Source organism: Paenibacillus alkaliterrae (assembly GCF_021532375.1).
GTDB classification, from domain to species: Bacteria; Bacillota; Bacilli; order Paenibacillales; family Paenibacillaceae; genus Pristimantibacillus; species Pristimantibacillus alkaliterrae.
Genome location: NZ_JAKGAP010000018.1, coordinates 1 through 15037, shown reverse-complemented (window position 1 = coordinate 15037; position 15037 = coordinate 1). Strand labels below are relative to the sequence as shown.

Annotated in this window: 12 protein-coding genes; 1 reads left to right on the top strand and 11 read right to left on the bottom strand. The window is 49.0% G+C overall.

Going from position 1 to position 15037, the window contains the following annotated elements:
• Positions 1-225 precede the first annotated feature (225 nt).
• From L1N85_RS09650 to L1N85_RS09605, 10 genes are all read right to left on the bottom strand, one after another.
• Positions 226-1524, bottom strand: a complete 1299-nt coding sequence (locus L1N85_RS09650; protein WP_407946356.1) for an IS110 family RNA-guided transposase — start codon at positions 1522-1524, stop codon at positions 226-228.
• Between the two features lie 218 nt (positions 1525-1742).
• Positions 1743-3359, bottom strand: a complete 1617-nt coding sequence (locus L1N85_RS09645; RefSeq protein ID WP_235237352.1) for a response regulator transcription factor — start codon at positions 3357-3359, stop codon at positions 1743-1745.
• Positions 3360-3383: 24 nt separating this feature from the next.
• A complete protein-coding gene (locus L1N85_RS09640) occupies positions 3384-5021 on the bottom strand; it encodes a sensor histidine kinase (RefSeq protein ID WP_235237351.1) in 1638 nt (545 codons plus the stop codon).
• A gap of 202 nt (positions 5022-5223) precedes the next feature.
• Complete coding sequence (locus L1N85_RS09635) at positions 5224-6567, bottom strand: ABC transporter substrate-binding protein (protein ID WP_235237350.1); 1344 nt, start codon at positions 6565-6567, stop codon at positions 5224-5226.
• 26 nt (positions 6568-6593) lie between these two features.
• A complete protein-coding gene (locus tag L1N85_RS09630) occupies positions 6594-7433 on the bottom strand; it encodes a carbohydrate ABC transporter permease (RefSeq protein ID WP_235237349.1) in 840 nt (279 codons plus the stop codon).
• Positions 7430-8347, bottom strand: coding sequence for a carbohydrate ABC transporter permease (locus L1N85_RS09625; protein WP_235237348.1), 918 nt, complete (start codon positions 8345-8347; stop codon positions 7430-7432). The genes L1N85_RS09630 and L1N85_RS09625 overlap by 4 nt, the downstream gene beginning before the upstream one ends.
• 303 nt (positions 8348-8650) lie before the next feature.
• The gene (gene fucU, locus L1N85_RS09620; protein WP_235237347.1) at positions 8651-9085 is read right to left on the bottom strand and encodes an L-fucose mutarotase; all 435 of its coding nucleotides are present in this window, start codon (positions 9083-9085) and stop codon (positions 8651-8653) included.
• Positions 9086-9122: 37 nt separating this feature from the next.
• The gene (locus L1N85_RS09615; RefSeq protein WP_235237346.1) at positions 9123-10625 is read right to left on the bottom strand and encodes a rhamnulokinase; all 1503 of its coding nucleotides are present in this window, start codon (positions 10623-10625) and stop codon (positions 9123-9125) included.
• A 43-nt stretch (positions 10626-10668) separates the two neighbouring features.
• Positions 10669-11328 (bottom strand): class II aldolase/adducin family protein, encoded by a 660-nt coding sequence (locus tag L1N85_RS09610; RefSeq protein ID WP_235237345.1) that lies wholly within the window; start codon positions 11326-11328, stop codon positions 10669-10671.
• A 15-nt stretch (positions 11329-11343) separates the two neighbouring features.
• Entirely contained in the window at positions 11344-13134 is a 1791-nt protein-coding gene (locus L1N85_RS09605; protein ID WP_235237344.1) for an L-fucose isomerase, read from the bottom strand.
• A gap of 128 nt (positions 13135-13262) precedes the next feature.
• Between L1N85_RS09605 and L1N85_RS09600 the strand changes: the two genes are divergently transcribed.
• On the top strand, positions 13263-14282 hold the full coding sequence (locus L1N85_RS09600) for a LacI family DNA-binding transcriptional regulator (RefSeq protein WP_235237343.1): 1020 nt from the start codon (positions 13263-13265) through the stop codon (positions 14280-14282).
• Positions 14283-14351: 69 nt separating this feature from the next.
• On the opposite strand, the gene L1N85_RS09595 is transcribed toward L1N85_RS09600, so the two are convergent.
• Positions 14352-14888, bottom strand: a complete 537-nt coding sequence (locus tag L1N85_RS09595) for a hypothetical protein (RefSeq protein ID WP_235237342.1) — start codon at positions 14886-14888, stop codon at positions 14352-14354.
• Between the last annotated feature and the right edge of the window lie 149 nt (positions 14889-15037).

Below are 15037 nucleotides of genomic sequence, written 5' to 3'. Positions count from 1 at the left end.
ACAGTGGATCTCCACAATTGCCCTTGGGGTTTACCCTCCCATGTCACGCTGGGTCTATGCCCTTACATTCCTTCGTTCTACCTCTCAAGGGGTGGATGCCGGTTCTTGCTCCTTTACGGGGTCGTTGCCCTTATGGAATGTAGTTCTTCGGCTTCTCCGGTGCTTCGATTGTCAAGTTGTACACCTGTGAATAATACGAGATTGCAGGTTGTTGCTTTGATGAACTTAAGCTGCCATTTGTTGCATCTGGGCTTGCCGAATAGGACCTAATACATCGTTAGCGTTATACGCTCGTTGCTTTGTCCCCAGCGTATGCAGGACGCGTATTAACTTTCCACATAAAGCGATAATCGATTGCTTCTTCTTAAGCGGGTTCTGGCTTCGTGTGGTGTAGTGTTTATGAAGCGCCTTGAACGCTTCATTTTTGGCCACCATCGGCAGTACTGCTCGGAACAGTAAGGCTCTTAGACGTGATCGTCCTCGCTTGGTGATCCCAGTCTTTCCTTTGCGTGTACCTGAACTGTTCTCTTTGAGATTCAGACCGGCTAGACGAATAATCTGTTGTCCATGGTCGTATTTGTTCAAATCGCCAACCTCCGCCAAAAATCCGGCAACCGTGATGGCGCCAACACCGGGGATGGTTAGCATTTCTGCCGCCCCTGGTATATTCTCAAGGATTTGCATAACCTTCTCCATCGTTGTCTCAAGCTGCTTGGTGAATAGGTCGTACTGTTCAAGCAGAGCAGATAATTCCATTCGCGCTGCCGTTAATCCTTCGGTCAGTCCAATCGAGGTGGCTGCTGCGGCACATAGCTTCTCTGCACGCTTAATACCCACGCCTCGCTTTACTTCCGTTTTCCAATGGGCGAGGATGCCTCTGGTGCCTGTTGATTGGATCTCTCCAGGCGTAGGGAACTGCCGCATCGTCATGAGCGATGCTTTACCTTCCCATTTTTTAAAGACACTTGCATACTCGGGGAAGTAGCGGTCAAACCAATTGCTAATTCTGCCCTTTACTTGGTTAAGATTGACTGAAGCCTTTTCTCGGAAGTTCATATAGATACGTAAATCTGCGTATTCTTTCGTTGGCAGATTAGGCTCCGAATACTTTCCGTTACGGATTAAGTCGGCAATGACTTTAGCATCCTTGTAGTCGCTCTTTGTCGGTGAATTGTCCTCAAGTTCCTTGCTCTTGCTGACATGATGCGGGTTCACCACGACGATCTTGATACCTTGATTCTCAAGGAATGCCGCTAACGGAAACCAGTAGTGCCCGGTAGGCTCAATACCAAAAACGATTTCTGTTTTGCCATGAGCCTGCTTCAGCTCCGTCATCCACGTTGCCAACTTCGTTAGCCCTTCCTGATCATTGTGAAAGACACAATCTTTGCCTAGCTCAATGCCGCGGAAATCCACCGCACGAGCCACATGAATCTTCTTGGCAATGTCTGCTCCAACAACTAACGTTGTATCCGAAATTCGCGTAATACGTTGATTCTGTTTTTCTTTCAGCTTATACTTCATCCTGAGTGCCTCTTTTCGTATGTGGGTTTTGTTCTTGTCCGGAACAACGATTCCCAGTATACAAGAGGCGCTTTTTTCTTTCAAAGCTCAAATTACTTCATTACAGGAATTGCTCCTTCTTGTCGTTATTGTTCAATACTTGTCTTGCTTTCATTGTAAAACAAACGGCGCCCTGCTTCTATCGGCGCCGTTACCAATTTAACGCTCTGGTGACTTTTTTAGAGGATGTCCTGATAAATGTCCTGATATTTTTTGCGATACTCATGCGGCGTCAGTCCCGTCGTTTTTTTGAACAGTTTAGAGAAATGGGAGAAATTGCAATAACCGACCGAAAGCGCAATGTCGCTGATTTTCACATTTGTGTTCGCCAGTTCCTGCTTTGCCTTCGCCATTTTACAATCAATCATATAGTCGGTCAGCGATTTTCCCGTTTCTTTACGGAATAGCCTGGAAAGGTATGCCGGATTCAGATACACATATTCTGCGATTAATTCCCTGTTGAACTCCAGATGAAGGTTAGATTCAATGTATTTCTGCACCTTGACAATCGCTCCCGAAAGCTCCTTACTATGGCATCCGATATATTCGACCGCCTTCCCGACGAATTGGAGCGTCCAGGCCTTGACGGCGGTCAGAGACTTCAAAGTGGTTTCGCCAGTCTTCCATTCCGCACAGGGAAACGCCTCAGAAGGTGACAGCGATTTTCTCTGGAGCAACTGGAACACCATGTTTACAAGCCCGTAGTAATATTGCACCATAAATGTATGATCGATCTGATCACACTGCAGCCCCTCGAACATATCTTCGACTCGCTGCATCAATTCCTGCCGTTTGCCCTGCTCGATCAGAATCGGCCATTCCTGCAAGCTCGGAGCGGTAGAATGTATCTTTTTCGGTTTCTTAAATTCCGAGAGCCGAAATACACTTCCCTTTTTTCGAATATTCAATCTTTCCATGTCCGCCAGCTGCTGCGCTCTTAAATGAAGTCCGGCCACGGTCGCAGGCTCGCCAATGTAACAGGATACAATCCCGTTTAAGTATTGCTCGCTCTTGCAGATAAACTCCAGGCACCTTTCCTCAAGGAGAGATAGTTGTTCCGGTGCCGGGTCATATAACAATGCGTAGATGATTCCGTTCTGATCTTGAATTACGGTCCCGGGTTGAGATTCAAGCAGTATCTCCGCAGCTGCGTTCTTAAGCGCATAAGTCATAATATCCTCATCGCGCGCATTAAACTCCCGCTTCCATTCTTCAACGCTAATAAGAATCTGCCCGATAGGTTTGCCGGCATCAAGCGGAATGCCATATACCGTACACATCGATTCCAATTGATCGGGACGGGTGCTGATTTTCTGGTGCAATACATCTTGCCAAAAACGTTCGACCAAATATGGAAGCTGTTTCTTCCACTGGTCATAATAAACTTCAAAAGTTTTTCGAAAAGACCTTTCTTCCTCCCGATCCTTAACATCATCCAAAGCTTTCTCCACACATTGCTTTAAGCATTCATGGTCAATCGGCTTGAGCAAATAATCGAAGCTGTTCAATTGAATCGCTTGCTGCGCGTATTTGAAGTTCGCATGTGCCGTTAAAAATATCGATTTCGTCTCCGGGGAATGTTCATTCACCCAGTTCAGGAGCAGAATTCCGTTTTCTCTCGGCATATCGATATCGGAAATCATGACGTGAACCGGATGGTTGCGGAAGACCGACTTCGCATCTTCGGCATCATTAGCCGTAAATACGTTTGTGAGCTGCAGCGCCGACCAATCGATTCCATGGATAATTCCGCGTATAGCGATCTCTTCATCGTCAACCACCAAAAGATTGTACATAAATGCCCCCATCATCGTCTGTTTCTATTGAAGCGGAAGCAGCAATTCAACGACCGCTCCGCCTTTCGTCGCATTGGAAAACGAGATTTTGACTTCGCCGCAATAACGCAAGTTCATTCGCTGTATCACGTTCTGGACTCCCAAGCGGCTTGTATCCGCCTGCGGAAGCGGCCCGGCTCCGTTCAATCCGGGCAGAATTCCCTCCGGGAAACCGGTCCCGTTGTCTTCTATAGTAAGAAGCAAATATTTTTTCTCATGTGCAGCAAAGATTGAACCGGCCACCTTGATGCGGAATGTTTGTTTACGGTTCACAAATCCATGGATAACAGCGTTTTCAATAAATGGTTGAACGGAGAGTGCGGGCAACATCAACTCTTTCGATTCCGGAGGAAGATCAAATTCGCAAACTAACTTACTTGGAAAACGCAGTTTCTGAATCTCGATATAATTGGCTACATGTTTCAGCTCCTCCTCCAGACTGATCAAATCCCGGTTTACCCTCATGATGAAACGGAAATAATCCGCCAAATGGAGTGACATTTGCTTCACTGGCTCGTAGTCCTTCAGTACGGCAAAATTATAAATGATATTCAAGCTGTTCATATAGAAATGAGGGTTAATCTGAGCCTGCAATTGCATGAGTTCTATTTTTTGGGCGCGAAGCTGCTCTTCGTACATTCCGATCTTCAACGTTTTAATTTGCTCGGCCATGTTGTTGAACGTCTTGGCTAGAATTACGAGTTCAACCGTCTCATTTGTTTTCAACCTCATATCCAGCATCCCGAGCGATATTTTCTTCATCCCTGCAATTAGCTGCTGAAGCGGTTTAATGACGATTTGCCGGATGAAAAAGAGATACATCGCAAAAATGAGAATAACTCCGAATGCCAAAAAATACGTCGCTTTCTGGAAATAAGGCAGCCCCTTCAGGATGTTGCTCTCCGGAATCCCGATATTAAAGGTTATATCCGCATGTTCACTGGAACGGCTCATGACCATATAGTTTTGTCCACTCGTCTTGTCTGTCACTGTCCTGTATGGCTCGTCCTTGACGAGGAGCTGCTCAAGGGTCATCTGTGGAGGACTGCCCGCAAGAGGCTCGATCAAGCTCTTTCCGTTGTTCTTATATATGCCGCTCTCACCTATGGCGCCGTCGTCCCATTGGATGGAAAGCTGTTCGCGGATATCCGACATTTTGATGATGGCTCCGACATAGAGTCCCTCTGTCACCGGAACAGTCTTGATCGCAAAATGTTCTCCGGGCAGTATGCTGTCTTTCCAAATCAACCATTGATTACGGGATATCAGCTTGTTTTCGGACTTAATGATGTCGGAGATGTTTTTTTGCAGCACTTGCTGCGAGATCCCGTAAGGACCTGACGTGCTTATAATCAAATCACTTTTTTTACTTTCATTAAATAGGAAAATCGTATCGATAAGGTGGTTGTAAAATCCGATATCCCTGTTGATCTCGTTCTGAATTCGCACCTTCGTCAATACATAATTGTCGCTGCCGTACGGGGACGACATCAACAGGCCGACATCCGTATCGAGTGTCGCCATTTTATACAGATAATTGTTAATTTCCTGCAAATTGCGATCTGTTTGGCGGACAAAAATATCCAGTGTATTCCTATAGGTTTCCGAGATTTTCTCGCGCACGACGTTTTTCGCATACCAGTTGCTTACGACCAAGAACGTTATAAGGGGAAGCATTACGGCAAAAAAGCTGATGATCAGTTTCGTTTTTATGGAACGGCTCAGTTAAACATGCCCCCCGTCAGCACGAATGAAAAACGGGAGCCGCCCGACTTCGCCGAAGCCAGGCGGCTCCCGTTTAATAACCGCTAATCTACCCTATTCATTACTTGCTTGCAGCCTTGGCTGCAAGGTCTTGACCCAATTGGTTGATCTTTTCGTAAGCTTGCTCGACCGATTGTTTTCCGTAAACGACATTCTCCATCTCCGCTTCGAAAGCGTCTACCCATTCTGTATAACCTGCAGCTGAGCTAAAGAACGGCAATGCTTTCTCGACGGAGACATCATAAAGTTTCTTGCCGAGCTTATCCTTCGGCTCGAGCGACGCCTCCAGCTCCGCGTAGATGTCAGGATTGATCGGAATACCGCGGGTCAGGCGAAGCACTTGACCGGCCTCTTTATCCGTAATAAACCATCTAACGAAGTCCTTGGCTTCTTGTTTATGCTTGGAGTTTGAACTTACGCTCAAGAAGATCGTAGACTGCGCCCAGCCGCCGCCGTCAGGTCCCGTCGGAGAATTGACGACGTCCACCTTGCCCGGCATCAATGTTTCCATTACGCTTACGGAGCCTGTTGTTTTGCCGGTAGTCATGAGGACGCCGGATGCCATCGGATCCGCCTGCGGGTCGTTCTCCTGGAAAGCTGCAGCCTGCTCGGCCGGAGGAACGATTTTCTCTTTGCGGAATTCGGCATATGTGTTAAAGAACTTCAGGAATAGTTCTTTGTCGAGAGAGAAGGTTTTGCCGCCGTCCGCCATAATATCACCTTTACCGTAGGCAGCTTGGTAGTATTGGTACCCGTCCCACGTAGTGACGTCGCCGATTGGATACTTGCCTTCCGGCAGCTTCTTGCGCGCTTCTCTAGCCCAGTCGAAATATTCGTCCCAAGTCCAATTCTGATGCGGGAGCGGAATGCCGTGTTTCTCAAGCTCCTCTTTGTTGTAAGCTATGCCTCCCGCATTTTGGCTTAGCGGGATGCCGTACAGCTTGCCGTCGATCTTCAGGTTCTCAATAACGTTAGGGTCAACAATGCCGCTCAGATCAATGTCCGACAAGTCTTCGAGTGTGCCATTCCCCACGTATTCTTTAATGTACGCCGCGTCCATTTGCAAAACATCCGTTATAGACTTCGATGCTGCAAGCGTAGGCAATTTACTCCAGTAGCCGTCCCATGCGAGATACTCAGGCGTGAACGTAACTCCCGGATGCTGTTTCGAATACATATCAAGCACTTTCATAGTCGCTTCGTGTCTGGCATCCGGTCCCCACCACATGATGCTAAGTTTTACAGCCTTGCTGCCGCTGTCGCCGGATTTCTCCCCTGCTTCCCCATTTTGTCCCTCCGCTTTTGTTCCCGCTTCCTGATTGCCCCCGCTGCAAGCCGTCACAAGCAACAGCACAGCGACCATCAGTAAAGTTAACCCTTTTGCCAACCATTGACGTTTTGTCATATTCTCTACCCCTTTTGGTTAATGTACTATCCTTTTAAACCGGTTGTGGAAATTCCCTCGACGAAATGCTTCTGCGCAAGAAAAAATACGATGACCGAAGGGGTTATCGAGAGAAGTGACATCGCCAGAAGCTGCCCCCACTGGATTTCAAACTGGTCGATAAACATCCGCAGCGCCAAGCCGACGGTAAATTTCTCGACGGAGCTCAAATACAATACCTGTCCAAAAAAATCATCCCAACTCCATATAAAAGTGAAAATGGCCACCGTAACCAAGGCCGGTTTAATTAAGGGAAATATGATTCGTAAAAAGATCCCATATACGGAGGCGCCATCGATCTTCGCCGCTTCATCCAAATCTCTTGGAATGCCTCTGATAAATTGGACCAGCAGGAATACGAAGAATGCCCCTCCTCCGAAGAAATGCGGAAGGATCAACGGGATATAACTGTCTACAAGACCTAAATTATTGTATAAAATGTATTGCGGAACAATCGTAACCTGCCCTGGAAGCATCATCGTCAACAGGAGTATCGAAAACCAAAAACCTCGAAGCTTAAAGTGCAAGCGGGCAAAACCGTAGGCCACAATCGCGCTGGTCAGCACTCCGCCTAATACGTTCCAAAATTCCATCATCAACGTATTGGCGAAGAAATGACCAAATGAAAACTCGGCTGAGAAATTCCAACCTTTCGAATAATTGCTCCACATAGCCACCTCCGGCCAAATGGTAGGCAACCGCATTTCCTCGGTTTTTTTCAAGGACGCTCCTACCCACCAGATCACCGGATAAAGCATGAGCAGTGAGAAGCATGTTAAAAACAAATGATTGGTGACTTTTGAATAACCGCGGTGGAGAGTATTCATTTTTTCCCTCCATCCGTCTCGTAGAATACCCAATAACGGGACACCAAGAAGTTAATGGCGGTCAGGCTGGCGACGATCGCAAGCAGAATCCATGCCAACGCGGATGCGTATCCCATCTGATAGTGCTTGAACGCCTTTTCATAAAGGAACAAAGCGTACATGTACGTTGAGTGAATCGGTCCGCCCTTCGTAATAATAAACGCCGAGGTGAACGTTTGGAACGAGCCGATCACGCCGAGTACAAGATTGAAGAACACAACAGGGGACAGCATCGGAAGCGTGATATTTAAGAACTTCCTAAATTTCCCTGCTCCGTCCACAGAGGCTGACTCGTACAATTCCTGCGGAATTTGCTTTAATCCCGCCAGGAAAATAACCATGGTCGAGCCGAACTGCCACGCGTTCAAGAGGACTAGCGTACCAAGCGCTGTACTAGGATTGGTAATCCAGCCCACGCCTTGAATTCCGAACCAGGCAAGCACTTGGTTGATGTAGCCGTTCAAGTCGAACATATTTCTCCAAAGAACGGAAACGGCAATGCTTCCCCCGATTAAGGACGGAAAATAGATAGCCGTTCGATACAGGCTCATGCCCTTCAAACTTTTATTAAGCAGCATGGCTACCATCAAAGAGAAAAACAGCTTCAACGGAACGGATAACAGAACGAAACTGAATGTGACTGCGAGCGACTTGCCAAACAGAGGGTCCTTCGTAAAAATTTTCGTGTAGTTCTCGACGCCTACCCATACCGGATCCGCCAAGAGCGGATAATCCGTGAAAGAGAGATAGAACGACTGCGTGACCGGCCAAACCGTCAGCAGCAAAAACCCGATCAACCACGGCGAAATAAAAACGTAGCCGGCTAAATTGTTTTCATACGAGTTTACCTTTTTCTTCCGAGACAACCGTGTCAACAACGAAGTCTTGCTTACTACGACTTTGTTTACCCCAATGCCATCACCCCTCATATCTGTTGTGGATTCATTATATTAGAAACCGCTTTCATCTGGACAGGCGACGATTTTACGAAATTGTTTGTTTTTTTTAGTGATCAAAAAAACGGGTATACCGACATATTAGCCGATATTATCCCCTCATGGCAGACAGGTAAAGAGTTCATGATTTAGATTTATAAAAAAAGGACCGCCCTCGGTCCATTGACCGTAAGGCAGTCCTCAATCCTTGCATTAAAATAATAGAATCGAATAAAAGCGCGGCTAGGATTCCGCAATAACGCCCTTCTTCAAAATCAAGTTGGCATACAACGCGCCTTCGCCGGTTGCGATTACGGCATAAGCCTGCTTCGCCCGCTCGTAAAAGGCGAAGCGATCGACCTGTTCGAATGGCTCGGCAAGTCCTGTCCGCTCAGCTATAATGGAACGGTATTCCTCCCAAATCGGCGTTTGTACCGTGTCGCCGGGAACGACCTGCATGAGCGCAGCCGGTTTAGCCACGTATTGATCCAGCGGGAACAGCCGCAGAATCGCGTCAAGCAGCTCCGGAATATCGTGTCCATCGGTACGAATTAATCGCTGTGCGTGACTCGCCGCCGGAAAATTGCCGTCTGCCAGCACAATTTCATCGCTATGTCCCATCTCGCTGAGCACTTTGAGCAGCTCAGGAGAAATAAGCTTAGAAACCCCTATTAACATATAGACCTCTTCCTTTCACATGACCAGCGTCGATAATCTACTTAATAGAACTTAGCCCGGCGAAGGTTTTATAAGCAACTTCCCACTCATCCGATTGTACAGAAGCATACGTATCCACTGGAAAAGATAAGGCTGACAACTGTCGAGCGGCCTGCAAATCCATGCATTGTCCCAAAGCGACAAGCTGCATCAACATGTTGCCGATTGCACTTGCTTCAACGGGCCCCGTCCAAACCGGCCGGCCTAACGCATTAGCTGTAAATTGGCATAACAGCTCATTTTGTATGCCTCCGCCAACCATATGCAAACCGCTGTACGCAACACCGGTCAAAGCCTCCATTTGCTCGAGTGCCTGACGGTACCTCAGCGCCAAGCTTTCCAGGACGCAGCGCGTTACTTCGCCCATCGACTCGGGAACCGGCTGCGATGTTTCGCGGCAATAGGATTGAATCCGGCTGACCATGCCGGACGGCGCATAGAACGACGAAGCGTCAGGCTGAATAAAGCTTCGGAACGGCTTGACGTTCTCGGCAAGCTTTACAAGCTCGGCAAAAGAAACCGCAGCTCCCTGCTCATCCCACTCGCGTTTGCATTCCTGCAATATCCAAAGCCCCATAATATTCTTTAGCAGCTGGTACGTACCGCCCACTCCGCCTTCATTGGAGAAATCCAGCGCCATCGCCTCCGGCGTGACGATCGGCTGCTCAAGCTCCGTTCCGAGCAGCGACCAGGTTCCGCAGACGAGATAAGCGAATGGGGCTCCCGCTGCCGCCGGAACAGCGGCTATTGCTGATTCGGTATCATGCGTCCCTACAGCGACCGCTTCGATCGGCGGAACGTCCAGCTCGGCACACACCTCCGGCGTTAACGGACCGATTCGAGTGCCGGGATGAATCGGCTCGATGAACAGCCGGCTCGGAATGCCAAGCCGCTCCATTAGCGCCGTATTCCATGCTTGCTCCTCCGGATGGAACAACTGCGTAGTCGTCGCCATTGTGAATTCGCATACCTTCTCCCCTGTCAGAAAGTAGGCAAGCAAATCCGGCGTAAGCAGCAAGGTGCTTGCCGCTGCGAGCTTCGGCGATTCCGCTTTCCGCATCGCATACAGCTGGTTTATCGTATTGAAAGGCATAAACTGCAGACCGCCTTGCTCGTACAAGCATGACTTGCCGATTAGCTCGCCCAGCTCTTCCACAATTCCATCCGTTTGCGGATCGCGGTAATGATAAGGGTTGCCAAGCAGCTCGCCGTTCGCATCGAGCAGCCCAAAGTCCACGCCCCAAGTATCGATCCCGAACGTTTGCGGCTCATACCCTTCCTGGAATGCTTTGCGGATCGCATTCTTTAACTCCTGCAGCAAACGGAGTATGTCCCAGTGCAAATGTCCGCCAACTGCAATCGGCTGATTCGGAAACCGGTGAATTTCCGTCACCTGCAGCTTAGCCTGTCCATTCATCGCATCTCCGGTAAGCTCGCCGATTAAAGCTCTTCCGCTGCTGGCGCCGAGATCAAAAGCGAGTACGGTAGCAAGCTTCGTCATTCTGTAAGCCTCCCAAAAAAGTAGTCCGGACATGAGTGCTGCATTATTTCATCTTTTGCAGCAATTCAATACGGTAAGCCTCGCTCTCCAGCGATGCGATTTCTTCGAATTCATCCTTCGTGAGCACCTTTGGCTCGCGGATCGCCTTAGCGATCAAGAAAATTTTCGTGCTTTCTTCCACAACTTCGGTCCGGTAATAAGCTTCGCGCAAATTGCGGCCTGAAGTGACCAGCCCGTGGTTGCCGAGCAATACGGAGCTGGCTTCGTTCACCTTCTCCACGTACGCATCCGCCAGCTTATCCGTCGTTGGCAGCACATAAGGCACGTATACCGTTTTCCCTACTAACGCCGCCTGGTCAGGGAACATGATCGGCAGCTCTTGCTCGACGAGCGTAAATGCAATGCAGTAAGGCGGATGTGTATGAACGATTGCCCCGATATCCGGATTGGCCCGGTAAGCATACAGGTGCATCAACACCTCCGAGGATGGACGCAGGCCGATATCCGTAATTTCTCCCGACTCGATATCGACCTCCACCCATTGATGCGGCTCGATTTCATCCAAGGCGAAGCCGCTTGGCGAAAGATACATTTTCCCTTCGAATTTTGCGCTTATGTTGCCGCCCGGCCCGACAACCAATTTGTTCGCAACCGTCTTGCGGGCATATTTGCAAAGCTCGTTTCGAATGTCCGTGCTGCTCATCGTAATACCTCCGATTTATTTATAGATAGGGCCAAAATTTTGGCATGCGCGGTAATCAGCGCCTTCTGAGTTAGCCGTTCCGAACAAGCCCCATGCCCGTGGACGGAAAACGCGCTCCTCCGGAACGTTATGCATGTTAACCGGAATACGCAGCATCGAAGCAAGCGTAATCAAGTCGCCGCCAATATGCCCATAGCTGATCGAGCCGTGGTTTGCTCCCCAGTTATCCATAACCTCGTATACGGAGCGGAATGCGCCCTCGCCCGTTATGGATGGCGCGAACCAGGTGGTTGGCCAGGTCGAATCCGTGCGTTTGTCAAGCGTATCGTGAACGTCCGCCGGCAAATCAACCGAGTAGCCTTCGGCAATTTGCAGGACGGGACCGATTCCCTTCACCAGGTTAATGCGCGACATCGTCATCGGCATGCCGCCGCGCGTCAAGTAATCCGAGGAGTAGCCGCCGCCGCGGAAATATTCAACCGAAGCCGGGCGCCATGAGGTGGCATCCAAGCATTTTTGAGCTTCCTCTTCTGTAATTTCCCAGAACGGCTTCATCGCCGGTTGGCCGTCCTTCGTTTGCTCGCCGGTTCCATCAAGCGTAGCCGGCCCCGAGTTAATGAGATGCAGCAAGCCGTTCTCTGCCGCGCCCGTCAGCTTATGTCCGGTCACGCGCTCTACCGATTCCGGGCTCCAATACGTCCGGACGTCCGCGAAAATTTGAGCCGTATTCGTCAGCAGATAACCGAACAGCATAACGGCCCCGTTCAAGCTGTCATTTTCCGTTGCTACGATATAAGGCGCGCGGATGCCGTTCCAGTCGAACGAGGAATTAAGCATCGCCTCCATAAAATCCCCGTTTGGAAAATGGTCCGTCCATTGCCTTTGGCCTTGGAAGCCGGATACGATCGCGTTATGACCAAGCGCTTCCTCGCCGAAGCCGAGCTCGGCAAGCTTTGAATTGCCGACCATAAGGTCGCGCGCGATTTGGGTCATTTGGATAACCGTTTCCCAGTCCCTGTCCTTACGCTCTCTTGTCGTTTGAATGCCGGCCGGATTGTTGTCAGAACCTTCCGCGCAGTTTTCCTTGACCCATGCAAGCGCTTGCTCATACTCCGCAGTGTCATAAATTTTCTCGTCCATGCGGCGTACGAATTCCGTCATGTCGATATACTCGGTGCGCATACCCAAATACTCTTGGAAAAAAGCGTCGTTCACAATCGAACCGGCAATACCCATCGACACCGAGCCCATTGACAAATAGGATTTCCCCTTCATGTATGCGACTGCAAGAGCGGCTCTGGCGAACCCGACCAGCTTATCCTTCACGTCGAAAGGAATCGTCGTATCTCCGGCATCTTGTACGTGCTCGCCGTATATGCCGAACGCCGGAAGCCCTTTTTGCGCATAACCCGAAAGAACGGCAGCCAAGTAAACAGCCCCTGGACGCTCGGTTCCGTTGAAGCCCCAAACCGCTTTCGGAATGGAGGGATCCATGTCCATCGTCTCCGTGCCATAACACCAGCAAGGCGTTACCGTTATCGAAACCCCGACTCCCGATTTAGCAAATTTATCCGCACAAGCCGCCGCCTCGGCCACTCCCCCGATACAGCTGTCCGCAATCACGCACTCTACCGGCTCTCCATTCGGATAACGCAAATGCTCCGCCAATAGCTTTGCCGTTGCAATCGCCATATTCATCGTTTGCTCCTCTAACGACTCGCGAACCCCTTTCCGCCTGCCGTCAATCGTTGGACGAATGCCAATCTTAGGAAAGCCCGCTTGAAAACGCATGTTTTTATCCATCATGAAAAAATACCTCCATTTGTTTAAGTAATGTTACCGATAACCTAAAAATAACAAGGATAAAGCTTGCTGTCAACGCTTACTTTTTTGTATGATAGAATCTATGATTCATCCAATAAGGGGACAGAACGATGGTAACAATATATGACATAGCGGCCAAAGCAAGCGTATCCGCAATGACCGTCTCCAGAGTTATCAATAACACTGGCAAAATCAGCGAGAAAACAAGAGCAAAGGTAAAGCGCGTCATGGAGGAACTGAACTACGTACCGAACCAAACGGCGCGGAGCCTCGTCCTTCAGCAGACTAAGCTGCTATTCCTGCTCATCACCGATATCATGAATCCGTTCTACACGACGCTTGCGCGCGGCGCGGAGGATGCGGCCAAAAAATCCGGGTACCGGCTACTGTTCGGCAATAGCGACGAGAGCCTTGAGAAGGAATCGGATTATGTGACAACGATATTGATAGCACGCGTTGACGGCGTTCTGGTCGCTCCAGCCGGCGATCCGTCATTGCCGCACATGGAATCGCTGCGCATGCACAACGTGCCATTCGTATTGCTTGACCGCGAAGTGCCCGGTATCGAATGCGACATCGTGCTCGGCGACAGCAAGGAAGGCGCCCGGATGCTGGTCGAGCATCTGGTCTCCCAAGGTCACCGCCGCATTGCGATGGTGAACGGTTCTCCTTCAATTTCAAGCGCCCGATTGAGGCTGCAGGGCTATCAAGATGGGCTGAAGCTGAATGATTTATCATATAATGATCGCTATGTGTACGAAACGAGCTTCGGTCCGTTAAACGATCTGTCGGAAATGGAGCAGTGGATTGATCGGATGGATCCGCCTCCTACCGCTATTGTTGCGGGGAATAACGTGCTCGCGGTTGAAGTGATGAGGCTGCTTCGCGGACGCGGAATAAGCGTGCCCGACGACATGTCTATCGTTTGCTTTGACGATTTGGGGCCTTACTCGGAAATCGAGCCGTTCCTTACCGTTGCAGCGCAGCAGGCCTATCAGTTCGGCTACATGGGTATGAAGATGCTCATCGAACGCATTCAGGAACGTGAAACAACGCTGCCGTGGAAAAAAATCGTTTTACCCGCTGACTTGATTATTCGCAGATCGGTGAAGGAGATCACTCAGCCTTAAATGATCTTGCTTCTTGCTCGAAAAAAAGTGCCTAGAGGCTATCCTCTAGGCACTTTTTTGAATTCATCTCTAACTAATTCTAGCTCCTTCAAAACGTGTATTTACTCCGCTTTGAATGATGACGTTTTTATCAAAAACCGTCGCAAATACCTCTACTCTATCTCGAGCTCTTAATTGTACGATACCACCGGCATCAATAATGCCGCTTACATTATTAAAATCTTCCTGGTCTGAAATTCTCGGTACACCATTTACTCTTATCTCTAAATCTAGCGTGAATGACGTAACCGTAATGGTCTCAAAAAAAACGCTCGCAAAAAGGGCATAAACACCGTTTTGTCTTGGACGAAATGTCGAGTTAGCCGAATTATATTCATTGTTTAGATCCAATTCTTCAACCTGATATAAAACTTTGGCAGTCGTTCTATCATGAAGTTGTTGATCGATACCGGAGACTGCTCTGAATGCGGAATTACGTTTTTTGACCGGCTTGCATACACGCTTCTTGCAAACCGTCTCCTTGCAGACACGCTTCTTGCTGACAATCTCTTTGCAGACTCTCTTCCTGCAGACGCGCTTTTCCACCCCTATTCTTTTAATAGCCATTCATTTTCCCCCTTATTGTCCTATTTTTATTGCTATAAACCGGTTTACTTGTTCTAGGAGTCTGTCCGACGGATAGAGTTTTTGAGTTACCTACTGCAGGATGACCATTGTGGTTGCCAGTTTGTGTAATATTTTGAGTCAATGGATCG